The sequence below is a fragment of the Thermus aquaticus genome, assembly GCF_001280255.1.
Classification (GTDB): Bacteria; Deinococcota; Deinococci; order Deinococcales; family Thermaceae; genus Thermus; species Thermus aquaticus.
Window position 1 is genome coordinate 1117850 of sequence record NZ_LHCI01000106.1, and the last position, 12577, is coordinate 1130426.

A 12577-nucleotide genomic window follows, 5' to 3' on the forward strand; every position below is an offset into this window, starting at 1 on the left:
TTTTGCGGGGATGGGGAGGCAAACTGGAGCCACCATGGGAAGGTGGGTTTGGGCGTGGTTCCTTTGGGGCGTGGCCCAAGGCGGTGGCCCTGGCGGCGGGCCAGGCCCACCTCCTGGTCCTGGGCGAGGACGGCCGGGTCTACGCCCTGGGGGAAAACGAGATGGGGCAACTGGGGGACGGCACCCAGGAGAGTCGCCTGGAGCCCAGGCCCGTGGAGGGGCTCTTAGGGGTCAGGGCCATCGGGGCGGGGGACGCCCACAGCCTGGCCCTTCTGGCCGATGGCCGCCTCTTTGCCTGGGGGGACAACCGCTTTGGCCAGCTGGGGGACGGCACCCGGGAGGTTCGGCTCAGGCCGGTTCAGGTGCGCCTTCCCTGAGGGCCTCCTTGAGGGCCTGGGCCGCCTTGAGGCTCATCCCCGGGAGGCGGGCCAGCTCCTCCAGGGGGGCCTCCTTGAGGGCCTTTAGCCCGCCGTAGCGCTCCAGAAGGAGCTTCCTCCTGGCCTCCCCGATGCCGGGGATGCCCTCCAGGACCTTTAGGGCCTCCTGGGCGCGGCGCTTTTGGTGGTAGCGGAGGCCGTTTGCGTGGGCCTCGTCCCGGAGGTGGATGAGGAGCCTCAGGGCGGGGTGGGTGAGGGGGAGGCGGATCTCCCGTCCCTCGGGGGTGATGAGGACCTCCTCCTTCTTGGCCAGGCCCACCAGGGGCAGGCTGAGGCCCGCCCGCTCCAGGGCCCGCATGGCCGCCCGCACCTGGCCCAGGCCCCCGTCAATGAGGAGGAGGTCGGGGAGGGGCATCTCCTTGAGGCTTCCCGTGAAGCGGCGGAAGACCCCCTCCTCCATGGCGGCGTAGTCGTCGTTGCCGGCCCTGAGGCGCATCCTGCGGTACTCGGCCTTTTTGGGCCTTCCCCCCTCCATGACGGCCATGGAGAAGACCGGGGCCTCGCCCTGGAGGTGGCTCACGTCGTAGCCCTCTATGCGGAAAGGGCGCCTGGAAAGCGCCAAGAGGTCCTGCAAGGCCTTGAGCCCCGGGTGGTCCCCCCGCCTCTCCAGAAGCTTGAGCTCACTCTCCAGGGCCAGGCGGGCGTTTTTCTCCGCCAGCTCTAAGAGCCTCTGCTTCTCGCCCCGCTTGGGGACCCTGAGCTCCACCCGCCTCCCCGCCCGGCGGCGGAGGAGCTCGGCCAGGCTCTCCAGGTCCTCCAGGGGGAAGGGGAGGAGGACCAGGGGAGGGAGGGGGGAGGCCTCCAGGTAGTGGTCGCGGAGGAAGGCCCAGAGGATCTCCTCGTCGGTGGCCTCCTCCTTCTCCACCACCCGGCTGATGCGGCCCAGGATCCGCCCGGAGCGCACCTGGTAGAGCTGGACCACGCTAAGCGCCCCGGCCCGGGCCATGCCCAGGAAGTCCAGGTCGCCCATCTCCGGGTCAAAGGCCTGCTGGGCCGTGGAGAAGAAGGCCTTGAGGGCCTCTATCTGGTCGCGGATCTCGGCCGCCCGCTCAAACTCAAGCCTCCTCGCGGCCTCCCGCATCTTGGCCTCTAGCTCCGAAAGAAGCCCGTCCACCCGGCCCTCGAGGACCGCCTCCACCTGCCGCACCACCTCGCCGTAAGCCTTGGGGTCCGCCAGGCCCACGCAGGGGGCCAGGCACCGCCCCATGCTGTGGTTGAGGCAGGGGTAGCGCCGCCTTTTCATGGGGTAGCCGGAGTTTTTCCTCAAGGGGAAGAGGCGGTCCACGAGGGCCTTGATGCGGCGCAGGGCGCCGGCCTCGGGGAAGGGCCCGTAGTACCTGGCCCCGTCCTCCTCCACCCGCCGCACCACCAAGAGGGTGGGGAAGGGTTCGTTGGTGAGCTTGAGGAAGGGGTAGTGCTTGTCGTCCTTGAGGAGGACGTTGTAGGGAGGGCGGTGGGCCTTGATGAGGTTGGCCTCCAGGAGGAGGGCCTCCACCTCGTCCCGGGTGGCGATGAAGTCCAGGGCCGTGGCCTCCTCGGCGATGCGCCTGGCCTTGCCCTCGGCGTGGAAGTAGCTCTTCACCCGGGCGCGGAGGCTCTTGGCCTTGCCCACGTAGAGCACCTCCTCCCCCCGCTTCCATAGGTAGACCCCGGGGGCCTCCGGGAGGGGGGGAAGCTCTTCGGGCCGCATCTTTCCCATTGTAGACTCTCCCCGTGGACCCCTTCCTGGTGGACGCCCACCTGGACCTGGCCTATAACGCCCTGGACCTGGGCCGGGACCTGACCCTCCCCCTAAAGGCCCTGCGCCAACGGGACCCCCACCCCGACACCCCGGTGGTGACCCTCCCCTCCCTGCGGGAGGCCCGGGTGGGCATCGCCTTCGCCACCCTCTTCGTGGAGCCCCGGGCGGGGGGGCTTTCGGCCTGGGAGGAGGCCCTTCACGCCCAGCTCGCCCTCTACGAGGCCTGGGAAGGGATGGGCTTGGTGCGCCTCCTGAGGGAGCGGGAAGACCTCCTCCGCCACCTGGAGCGCTTTCCCCAAGACGGCACCCCGGGCCTGGTCCTCCTTTTGGAGGGGGCCCACCCCCTGCCGGAGCCCGAGGCCTTGGCGCCCCTCAGGAAAAGGGGCCTCAGGCTCCTCTCCCTCACCTGGGCCACCAAAAACGCCTACGCCGGGGGCAACGCCGGGCCCGGTCCCCTGACGGCGAAGGGCCTCGCCCTCCTGAAGGCCATGGAGGACCTGGGCGTGGCCCTGGACCTCTCCCACCTGGCCGATGAGGCCCTCTTCCCCGCCCTGGAGGCCTACGGGGGGCCGGTGTGCGCCACCCACGCCAACGCCAGGGCCCTCACCCCCACGCCCCGCCACCTCTCCGACGAGGCCCTTAAGGCCCTGGCCCAGAGGGGCGGGGTTCTGGGCCTCGTCCCCTTCAGCGCCTTTCTGGACGCAGGGTGGAAGCGGGGGATGGAGAGGCTTCCCCTCGCCGCCTTCCTCCGGCACAAGGCCCACGCCGAGGCCATCCTGGGCCCCAGGGGGGTGGGGCTGGGCACGGACTGGGACGGGGGGTTTGGCCTCGAGGCCCTTCCCCAGGGCCTGGACCGCCACCGGGACCTGTGGGCCCTGGGGGACGAGGGCTTTCTCGGGGGCAACTGGCTTTCCTGGCTACTTTCCTGGTTCTAGGGGCACCACGGCCAGGGTGCACCGGCTGGCGGCCACAAGCTTTTCCTCCTCGTCGTAGACCTTAACCTCCCAGACCTGGGTGGTGCGGCCCACGTGGAGGGGCCTGCCCACGGCCCGGATGGTGCCCTCCCGCTTGCTGCGGATGTGGTTGCAGTTGATCTCCAGGCCGAAGGCCCCGTACCCTGGGGGGCAGTTCAAGAAGCCCCCCAAGCTGGCCACGCTCTCCGCCAGGGCCACCGTGGCCCCTCCGTGGAGGAAGCCGAAGGGCTGGTGGACCCTGGGGGAGACCGCAAGCTCCGCCACCACCTCGTCCTTCTCCGCCTTCAGGTAGCGCACCCCCAGGGTCTTGTCCAGGGTTTCCTTGGCCAGAAAGGCGTCCTTGTCCATGGCTTGGAGTATAAAGGGGGGCGTGGGTCTGGTGCGCTTTTTCGGCGGAGCGCTTTCCCCCCCTTCCGGCCTCGCCTTTCTGGAGGACCTCCCCTCGGAGGAGGGGCTTCACCTGGTGGCCTTTGGGGAAGGGGCCCTCGAGGCCCTGAAGGTGGCCTTCCGGGAGGGGGCAAGAAGCCTGGTTCTCCTCTCCCCGGTGCTCCGCAAGGACCCCTTCCTGGCCGCCCGGCTTTCCGCCCTGCGCTTCGGCCTGGAGCGGGGCGGGGTGGAGGGGTTCGCCCGGGTGGGGCGGGCCCTCTTCTTCGGCCCCTTGAGCGTGGGGAGCGAGGAGATCTTCGCCGCTTGGAAGGAGGGGCTCACCGAGGCGGGCCTTTACGCCTGGCTGGAGCTTCTGGAGGGGCTTTCCGACGAGCGGCGCTGGCTTCGGGGCACCGAGGCCCGGGTCCTGGTGATCCAGGGGGCCCTGGACGCCTTCACCCCGCCCCTTTACGGCAAGGAGGTGGCGGACTTCGCCAAGGGGGAGGCCCTCCGCTTCGCCCTGGAGGGGGCGGGCCACCTGGTGCCCTGGGAGGCCCCTCTGGAGGTGCGGGACCTGGTGGCGGACTTCCTCATGGGGGAGGGGTTTAAGGCCCTTCCCGGGGGGCTCGCCCTGTGATACCTCCCCATGCGGGCCCCAGTAACACCACCCCATGCTGGCCCAAGCCAGCATGGGGGCCCCGGCAAAAGGTTCCTGGGGAAGTTACCAGGCATGGTAGGCCGAGTGTACTTGCCACAGCGGGGGTCCCAAAGAAGCGCATCCTAGGCTCAGGAAAGGCTTTCTGTGTGGAAAAAGTGGGGGTGGTTCTCAGTCTTCCTCCCCCTCCGGGGCGTCCACCTCCTTTTTCATCACCTCCCTGAGGAGGCTCGTGGCGTAGCTCCCCTTGGGGAGGAAGAAGGAGAGCCAGAGCCCTTCCGGGCCTTCCTCCACCTCCCACTCGGCCAGGGGGACCCGGATGGGCCGCCTGGCCCCCCGGCGGGCCCTAAACTCCTCCCGCTTGAGGGTGTAGCGCTCCAGGATCTCGTCCTCGAGGGCTCGGGCCTCCCCCCTGGCCTCGGGGTACTTCTTGCCGAAAAGGGGCCCGGTGGCGCTGATCTCCAGCCGCAGGGCCCTTTCCGCCTCGGCCTCGCTTTCCACCAGAAACTCGCCCCCCGTGGCGTGCTTCTTGGCCCAGTCCCCGGGGATGACCCGGTCGTAGAGGCCCCTTTCCATCCTTAGGGCCACCCAGTCGTTGAAGAGGAGGCTCTGGAGGCTTCCGATGAGGAAGCGCTTCAGCCAGGGGCTTCCCCTTCCCTTGCCCTTTCTCACCAGCTCGTACCCCCGCGCGGGGTTCAGGCCCCCCAGGCCAAAGCGCTGGGGGCCGTAGTAGTTGGGCAGGCCCTTTTCCTGAAGGACCCGAAGGATGGCCTCCGCCCGCTCCCGCCCTCCCTGGGCTTCCCGGATGAGGATTCGGAAGCGGTTCCCCTTGAGGTGGCCGGTCCTGAGCTTGTTGGTGTGGAGGTCGGCCTTTAAAAGCCTCACCCCCTTCAGGTTTTCCAGAAGGCAGAGGGCGTCCTCGTGGCGCTTGGGGATGGAGAACCACTGCCGGGTAAGGGCGTGCTTGTCCTTGAGGCCCGCCACCCCGATCTCCTTCTCCGGGATGCCCAGCTCATCCCGCAGGAACTCCAAGACCTGCCGGGTGGTGAGGCCCTCCTTTTCCAGAAAGAGGTAAAGATGCTCCCCTTCCCCGCTGGGCAAGTAGGCGGGCACCTCCTCTACCTGGAAGTCCTGGGGCAGAAGGCGAATCACCCCTCCTACCCCGGGAAGCCCGGCGGTCAGGAAGGGGTAGCGCTCGGGGCGGTAGACCAGGTCCATCCCCCTATTCTCGCCTAGGGGAGGGCCTTTATCCAGTCCTCCAGGACCCCAAATCCGTAGCGGAAGAAGGCCTCGGAGGCCAGCTCCACCCCGGCCCGGGCCAGGATCTCCTTGGGGCTCGCCTTCTCCCCGGCCTTCAGGACCTCCAGGTACCTGGGCACGAAGGCCTCCCCCTCCTCCCGGTAGCGGCCGTAGAGGGCCAGGACCACCAGGTAGCCCAGGGCGTAGCTGTAGGTGTAGAAGCGGTAGTGGACGAAGTGGGGGATGCCCGCCCAGGCGGACTGGTCCAGCTCGGTCCAGGCCACGCTTTCCCCGTAGAGGCGGGCCTGCTCCTCCTGCCAGATTTTTTGGAAGGCCTCGGGGGAGAGGGCGGCCTCCTTCCTGGCCAATAGGCTCCGCTTTTCAAAGAAGGTGTACATGACCTGGCGGAAGAGGGTGTTTATGGCGTCTTCCACCCGCTCGGCCAGGAGGAGGGTCCTTTCCTCTCCGGAGAGCCTTTCCAGAAGGAGGTCGTCCAGGAGGATCTCGGCGAAGACGCTGGCCGTCTCCGCCAGGGGGGTGGAGGCCCCGAAGTTGAGGAGGCGCTGCTCTCGGGCCAGGTAGAAGTGGACCCCATGCCCGAGTTCATGGGCCAGGGTGTGGGCGCTGTCCAGGTCGTCGGTGTGGTTGAGGAGGACGTAGGGGTGGGTGGAGGGAAGCCCGCCGGAGCAGAAGGCCCCGCCCCGCTTGCCGGGCCTGGGGTAGACGTCTATCCAGCGCTTCTCAAAAAACTCTCGGGCGATGGCCTCCACCTCGGGGGAGAAGCGGCGGAAGGCCTCCAGGACCAAAGCCTTAGCCTCCTCAAAGGGCACCTTGGGCTTCTCCCCCAGGGGGGCGAGGAGGTCCTGGCTTGGGGTCTTCTCCTGGCCCAGCTTCTTGGCCTTCCAGAGGTAGTAGCGCTCCACCAGGGGGTAGAAGCTCTCCGTGGCCGAGAGGAGGGCCTCAATGTCCCTCACCTCCACCTCGTCCCGAAGGGCCACGGGTTCCAGGGGGTTCCCGTAGCCCCTCAGGCGGAGGTCCTGGAGGTAGTCCAGATAGACGGCGTTGAAGACGGCGCTCAGGGTAGGGGCTTCCTCCAGGAGCTTCCCGTATAGGGCCTGGTGGGCCTCCCGGCGCACCTCGGGGTCCGGGTTCCGCCTGAGGGCCCGCACCTCCATCTCCGTGAGCTCCTGGCCCTGCACAAGGAAGCGGAAGCGGCCCGTGTACTCCGTGTAAAACTGGCTCCAGGCGCTCCTGCCCACCAAGGCCTTGAGGTTCAAAAGCTCCTCTTCCCGCTCGGAAAGGGTGTAGGGGGCGTAGGCCCGCTGGCGCTTTAGGAAGTGGCGGAGGTCCATGAGGCCCGGGTGGGCTAGAAGGGCCTGGAAGGCCTCCTCGGGGAGCTTTCTCAGGGCCACCTCCAGGGGGACCAGGCGGTTCCGAACCTCAGTGAAGGCGTTTCTGACCCGGTCCAGAAGGGCCTTGGCCCCGGGGTCCTGGGTGCGGGTGGCGAAGTAGAGGCTGGCGTAGTTGAGGGGCTTGTAGGCCAGCTCCAGGGCCTTCTCGTACCGGGAGAGGAGGGAAGAGGCCCCCTCGGGGCTCAGGAGGTCCTTAGGGTCCAGGCCCTGGGCCAGGGCCAGGGCGGCCTCGAGGTCCTGGAAGATCCTGGGGTCTTCGGGGGAGGCGTAGAGGTCCGAAAGGTCCCACTCCATGGGGGGTTAGTATACTCCCTGGGGATGTTGCTGTGCTTTTTGGACGAATCCGGGGATCACATCCTTAGCGGAGGCGATCCCAACTATCCCGTCTTTGTGCTGGCGGGGGTGGTGGTGGAAGAGGGTTACTACGCCTCCGTCATCCAGCCGGAAATGGAGGAGCTCAAGCAGAGGCTATTCGGTAAGAGGGACCTGGTGTTGCACACGGCGGACATAACCCGGAATCGCAACGGGTTTGAGGGTCTTAAGGACCCCGGGTTCCGGGCCAAGTTCTACCAGGAAATCAACGCCGCCATGCGGCGCTGGCACTACACGGTTTTGGGCGTGCTTGTGGACAAGCGCAGGCTTGTTGAGGTCTATGGAAGCTCTGCTTGGGATCCATACGACCTTTCCTTGAGCTTTTTGGTGGAGCGCCTGGTCTTTCTTTCGGAGGAGCGCAGAGATAGAGCGAAAATCATTGCCGAAAGCCGTAGCTCTAGTCTGGACCAGCGCTTGGAGAGGACTTGGGAAGGTCTCCTTGAAAAAGGCACGCATTATGTGCGGGCTCAGAGGTTGCGGAGGCGGGTAGAGAGGCTGATTTTCAAGAAAAAGGGGGATAACGAAGCTGGGCTTCAGCTGGCAGACCTGGTGGCGAGTCCTATAGGCCGCCATTACCTAGGTAAGCCGGCAAAGGAAGACTGGAAGATTGTCGCCGGGAAGCTCCGCCATGGTTTAGTGGTGTTTCCAAAAAGTTAAGGCCGGGGACCCGCTACGCAGTTCCCGGCCTGGTAGCTCTACCTTAGCAAAGGAGTGCCATGCTTGTCAAGAAGGCCTTGGTCATCTACAAAGGCAAGCCCGCCCTGGCGGAGGAGAAGGGGGACCGCCTGGAGCTCACCCTGGAAGGCGGGGAAACGCTCAAGGTTCGCCCCAAGGACGTGCTTTTTCTTCATCCCGGTCCCGCCAGCTTAGACCTGAGGGTGCCCGAGGGGGAGGAGGAGGCGGCTTGGGAGCTTCTTGAGGGGCAGAAGGTGAGCCTGAAGGAGCTCGCCGAGCTGGCCTTCGGGGCCTACACCCCAGAGGCCGCCTACGGGGCCTACCTCCTGGCCCAGAAGGGGGAGAGGTTCGTTCTGGAGGGCGGCGAGGTCCGGGCCCGCACCCGGGAGGAGCTGGCCTCTTTGGAGGAGATGAAAAGGCGTAAGGAGGAGAGGGAGCGGGCCTTTGGGGAAGCCGTGGAGCGGATCCGCCAGGGACGGCCCTCCCTCGAGGACCGCCCCCTCCTGGCCGAGGTGGAGGCTCTGGCCCACGGCGAGAGGAAGGAAAGCCGGCTTCTCAAGGCCCTGGGCCTTCCCGAAACCCCCGAGGCCGCCCACGGCCTCCTTCTCCGCCTGGGCCTCTGGCGGCGGGAAAACCCCCACCCCAGGCGGCTTGGCCTTCCCCTGGCCCCGCCGGACCTCCCCGTCCCCCCCCTGCCCGAGGAGGAGCGGGTGGACCTCACCCACCTCCCCGCCTTCGCCATTGACGACGAGGGGAGCCAGGACCCGGACGACGCCCTTTACGCCGAAAGGGTGGAGGAGGGCTTCCACCTTTTCGTCCATGTGGCCGATGTGGCCGCTTTGGTCGGGCCGGGAAGCCCCCTGGACCAGGAGGCCCTCCGCCGGGGGGCCAACCTCTATCTGCCCGAGGGCACGGTGCCCATGCTCCCCCTGGCGGTGACCGAGGCCCTGGGCCTGGGGCTTAAGGAGGTCTCCCCAGCCCTCACCTTTGAGCTTCTGGTCTCCCCGGAAGGGGAGCTTTTGCGGGAGGACCTTTACCTCTCCTGGGTGCGGGTGAGGCGGCTTTCCTACCGGGAGGCCCTCGAGGTGGAGGCCCTGGCGCCCATGAAGGCCTTGGCGGGAGCCTTTTTGCGGAAGCGCCTGGCCCAGGGGGCTTTGGACATCGCCCTGCCCGAGGTCAAGGTGCGGGTGGAGGGGGAGGAGATCCGGATCACCCCCCTTCCCCCCTATGAAAGCCGGGTCTGGGTGCGGGAGGCCATGCTCCTCGCCGGCTACGCCGCCGCCCACCTGGCCCTGAGGGAGGGCCTTCCCTTTCCCTTCGCCACCCAGGAGGCCCCTTCCCACCGGGTGGAGGGGGAGGGCCTCGCCGCCATGTGGGCGCAGCGGAAGACCCTGAAGAGGGCGCAGCTCAAGGCCGTCCCCGCCCCCCACCGGGGCCTCGGCCTTCCCCTCTACGCCCAGGTGACGAGCCCCTTAAGGCGCTACCTGGACCTGGTGGCTCACCAGCAGCTCAGGGCCTGGCTCAAGGGGGAAAGGCCCCTTTCCCAGGGGGAGGTCCTGGAGCGGGTGGGGGCGGCGGAGGCGGTGGCCGACCTGGTGCGGGAAGGGGAGAGGCGGAGCAAGCTCCACTGGACCCTCCTCTACCTGATGGAAAAGGGCTACGAGGGCCCGGGCGTCCTGGTGGAGAGGCGGGGGGGACAGGGGGTCTTCCTCCTCCCGGAGCTCGGGCTTTCCGCCCAGGTGGCCCTCTCCGGGCCTCTTGCCCTCAACGCCGAGGTCCGCCTCCGCTTCCTGGAGGCGGACCTTCCGGCCCTCGAGGCCCGCTTCGCCCTGGTCTAAGCACCCCGCCGTGGCTTTTGCCACGGCGGGGGCCCCAAACGTTTTCAGTCCATGTGCTGGATCAGGGCCTGGCCGAACTCGCTGGTCTTAAGAAGCGTGGCGGGCTTGCCCTCGGCCACCAGGAGGCGGTGGAAGTCGTAGGTGACCAGGCCCTTGCTGATGGTCCTCTCCATGGCCCTGATGATGAGGTCCGCCGCCTCGTTCCAGCCCAGGTAGCGAAGCATCATCTCCCCGGAGAGGATGACGCTGCTGGGGTTCACCTTGTCCTGGCCAGCGTACTTGGGGGCGGTGCCGTGGGTGGCCTCAAAGACGGCGTGGCCCGTCTTGTAGTTGATGTTGGCCCCGGGGGCGATGCCGATGCCCCCCACCTGGGCGGCCAGGGCATCGGAGATGTAGTCCCCGTTCAGGTTCATGGTGGCGATCACCGAGTATTCGTCGGGGCGGAGGAGGATCTGCTGCAGGAAGTTGTCGGCGATCATGTCCTTGATAACGATCTCCCTGCCGGTGCGGGGGTTTTTGAGGACGTGCCAGGGCCCGCCGTCCAGGGGCGTGGCCCCGTACTTTTCCCGGGCCAGGGCGTAGCCCCACTCCCGGAAGGCCCCTTCGGTGAACTTCATGATGTTGCCTTTGTGGACCAGGGTCACGCTGGGGAGGTCCTCCTTGATGGCGTACTCAATGGCCGCCTCCACCAGGCGCTCCGTGCCCTCCTTGGAGATGGGCTTCAGGCCCAGGCCCGAGGTCTCGGGGAAGCGGATCTTGGCGTAGGCCTTGGGGAACTCCCGCTTCAAGAAGTCTAGGACCTTCTTTACCTCCTCGCTCCCCGCCGGCCACTCAATCCCGGCGTAGATGTCCTCGGTGTTCTCCCGGAAGATGACCATGTTGACCAGCTCCGGGTGCTTCACCGGACTGGGCACCCCCTGGAACCAGCGCACGGGGCGCACGCAGGCGTAGAGGTCCAGCTCCTGCCTGAGGGCCACGTTGATGCTCCGGATGCCGCCGCCCACCGGCGTGGTCAGGGGGCCCTTGATGGCCACCAGGTACTCCCGGATGAACTCCAGGGTCTCCTCGGGGAGCCAGATGGGCTCCCCGTAGACCTGGTTGGCCTTTTCCCCGGCGTAAAGCTCCACCCAGACGATGCGCCGTTGCCCGCCGTAGGCTTTGGCCACGGCGGCGTCTAGGACGGGTTGGGCCGCTCTCCAGATGTCAGGGCCGGTCCCATCCCCCTCAATGAAGCCGATGATGGGCTGGTCCGGCACCTTCAGGACGCCCTCTTGGATGGTGATCTTTTCGCCCTCCTGGGGAATCTGGATGCGCTGGTAGGCCATAGGGTACCTCCGGGGCCTAGCATACTCCCGGCTTCCTAAACTGGGGAGGTGGCGGATGTCCTGGTGGTGGGGGCGGGGATCGTAGGGGCGGCCTCGGCCTACCGGCTAGCGGAGGCGGGGCTTAAGGTCCTCCTTTTGGAGAAGGAGGCCACCTTCGCCCAGGGGTCCACGGGAAGGAGCGCGGCGGGGGTCAGGGTGCAGTTCTCCGAGCCCCTAAACGTTCTCCTTTCCTACCATTCCATCCTGGAGTACCAGCGGATCCCCGAGGCGGGCTACCGGCCCATCGGTTACCTCTTTCTGGTCCCCGAGGCCCTGGCCGAAGCCCAAGAGGAGGCCTTGAGGACGCAGAAGGCCCTGGGGGTGCCCGTGGAGCGGCTTTCCCTGGAGGACGCCAGGGAGAAGGTGCCCTTTTTGGAAGAGGGGCTGGCCTTCGCCACCTTCGGCCCCATGGACGGGGTCATAGACCCCCACGGGGCCACGGCCTTCTACCTGAAGGAGGCCAGGCGGCTTGGGGCCGAGGTGCGCTTTTCTGAGCCCCTCCTCTTCGCCGAGCGCCAAGGGGGCCTCTGGCGGGTGGAGACCCCCAAGGGGCGGTACGAGGCCCCCTTCCTCCTCCTCTCTACCGGGGCCTGGACGGGGGAGGTGGGGCGGAGGCTGGGGGTGGAGATCCCCATCTGGCCCGTGCGCCGGGTGGTTTACGCCACGGCCCCGGCCCCCTTCCCCCACGCCTTTCCCCTCACCATTGACCTGGGGACGGGCTTTTACCTGCGCTCCGAGGGGGAACGCCTCCTCTTTGGCCGCTCCAACCCCGAGGAGCCTCCAGGCTTCACGGAAGGCGTGGACTGGGCCTGGCTTGGGCCCACCCTCGAGGCGGGCCTCGCCCGCTTCCCCTTCCTCTCGGAGCTCTCCCTGGACCGGAGGGCCAGCTGGTGGGGCTACTACGAGGTCACCCCGGACCACAACCCCATCCCGGGCTTCGTGGCCGAGGGGCTTCTTGTGGCGGCGGGCTTCTCCGGGCACGGGGTGCAGCAGGCGGCCATGGTGGGCCGCCTCATGGCGGAGGAGGTCCTCCTGGGGCGGGCGCGAAGCCTGGACATCACGCCTTTTGGCCTGGAGCGCTTCCTAAAGGGAAGCCTGGTGAGGGAGCGGGGAATCGTGTAGGGTGAGGGGGTCCACGGGCTTTGGTGAGGGCCAGTACCGCCTGGAGGTGGCCGGGCTCAAGAAGGTCTGGCTGGCCATGGACTTCTGCCAGGAGCGGCGCGAGGTTCTGGCCTTGAGCGCCGGGTTCACCCTCGAGGGGCCCGCCGATCTGGACCTAAGTACCCCACCGCGGCAAAAGCCGCGGTGGGGGCCCCAGAAAAGCCCTTCCACAACTCCGACTTGGCCACCCTATGTTGCATGTATCTTGCCCTCTGAGGGAGGTCCTACCGCCTATGTTGCCGGGCTCCCACGCCCGCAGAACCCCTGGACGTGGGCGAGAAACGCATTGTCCTTGAGGAGCGCCTCGTACCCCTTGGGAAGCTTCTCCTCAAACCCCAGGGCT

General features: G+C 67.6%; 11 protein-coding genes. 6 read left to right on the forward strand and 5 right to left on the reverse strand.

The annotated features are described in order from the left end of the window. Window positions 1-83: 83 nt before the first annotated feature. The gene (locus BVI061214_RS07155; protein ID WP_053767810.1) at window positions 84-377 is read left to right on the forward strand and encodes an RCC1 domain-containing protein; all 294 of its coding nucleotides are present in this window, start codon (window positions 84-86) and stop codon (window positions 375-377) included. Here BVI061214_RS07155 and uvrC read toward each other — a convergent pair. Further along, window positions 349-2136 (reverse strand): excinuclease ABC subunit UvrC, encoded by a 1788-nt coding sequence (gene uvrC / locus BVI061214_RS07160; protein WP_053767811.1) that lies wholly within the window; start codon window positions 2134-2136, stop codon window positions 349-351. The two genes, BVI061214_RS07155 and uvrC, sit on opposite strands and share 29 nt — an antisense overlap. Window positions 2137-2150: 14 nt before the next feature. Here uvrC and BVI061214_RS07165 point away from each other — a divergent pair, with 14 nt between their 5' ends. Then, window positions 2151-3113 carry a dipeptidase gene (locus BVI061214_RS07165; RefSeq protein ID WP_053767812.1) on the forward strand — a complete coding sequence of 321 codons (963 nt, stop codon included), beginning with the start codon at window positions 2151-2153 and terminating at the stop codon, window positions 3111-3113. Here the strand turns inward: BVI061214_RS07165 and BVI061214_RS07170 are convergent. Further along, window positions 3096-3500, reverse strand: a complete 405-nt coding sequence (locus BVI061214_RS07170) for a PaaI family thioesterase (protein WP_003046049.1) — start codon at window positions 3498-3500, stop codon at window positions 3096-3098. The genes BVI061214_RS07165 and BVI061214_RS07170 overlap by 18 nt on opposite strands. A gap of 22 nt (window positions 3501-3522) precedes the next feature. Here BVI061214_RS07170 and BVI061214_RS07175 point away from each other — a divergent pair, with 22 nt between their 5' ends. Next, window positions 3523-4155, forward strand: a complete 633-nt coding sequence (locus BVI061214_RS07175; RefSeq protein ID WP_053767813.1) for an alpha/beta hydrolase — start codon at window positions 3523-3525, stop codon at window positions 4153-4155. A gap of 189 nt (window positions 4156-4344) precedes the next feature. Here BVI061214_RS07175 and truD read toward each other — a convergent pair whose 3' ends face one another. Next, the gene (gene truD, locus BVI061214_RS07180; protein ID WP_003046047.1) at window positions 4345-5391 is read right to left on the reverse strand and encodes a tRNA pseudouridine(13) synthase TruD; all 1047 of its coding nucleotides are present in this window, start codon (window positions 5389-5391) and stop codon (window positions 4345-4347) included. A 14-nt stretch (window positions 5392-5405) separates the two neighbouring features. Next, window positions 5406-7118 carry a M3 family oligoendopeptidase gene (locus BVI061214_RS07185; RefSeq protein WP_053767814.1) on the reverse strand — a complete coding sequence of 571 codons (1713 nt, stop codon included), beginning with the start codon at window positions 7116-7118 and terminating at the stop codon, window positions 5406-5408. Between the two features lie 24 nt (window positions 7119-7142). Between BVI061214_RS07185 and BVI061214_RS07190 the strand changes: the two genes are divergently transcribed. Both BVI061214_RS07190 and BVI061214_RS07195 read left to right on the forward strand, forming a co-directional pair. Next, the gene (locus BVI061214_RS07190) at window positions 7143-7853 is read left to right on the forward strand and encodes a DUF3800 domain-containing protein (RefSeq protein ID WP_053767815.1); all 711 of its coding nucleotides are present in this window, start codon (window positions 7143-7145) and stop codon (window positions 7851-7853) included. 59 nt (window positions 7854-7912) lie between these two features. Further along, the gene (locus BVI061214_RS07195) at window positions 7913-9709 is read left to right on the forward strand and encodes an RNB domain-containing ribonuclease (protein WP_053767816.1); all 1797 of its coding nucleotides are present in this window, start codon (window positions 7913-7915) and stop codon (window positions 9707-9709) included. Window positions 9710-9753: 44 nt separating this feature from the next. Here BVI061214_RS07195 and icd read toward each other — a convergent pair whose 3' ends face one another. Next, window positions 9754-11034 carry an NADP-dependent isocitrate dehydrogenase gene (icd, locus tag BVI061214_RS07200; RefSeq protein WP_053767817.1) on the reverse strand — a complete coding sequence of 427 codons (1281 nt, stop codon included), beginning with the start codon at window positions 11032-11034 and terminating at the stop codon, window positions 9754-9756. Between the two features lie 48 nt (window positions 11035-11082). Between icd and BVI061214_RS07205 the strand changes: the two genes are divergently transcribed. Next, complete coding sequence (locus BVI061214_RS07205; RefSeq protein WP_053767818.1) at window positions 11083-12195, forward strand: NAD(P)/FAD-dependent oxidoreductase; 1113 nt, start codon at window positions 11083-11085, stop codon at window positions 12193-12195. The last annotated feature ends 382 nt before the right edge of the window (window positions 12196-12577 follow it).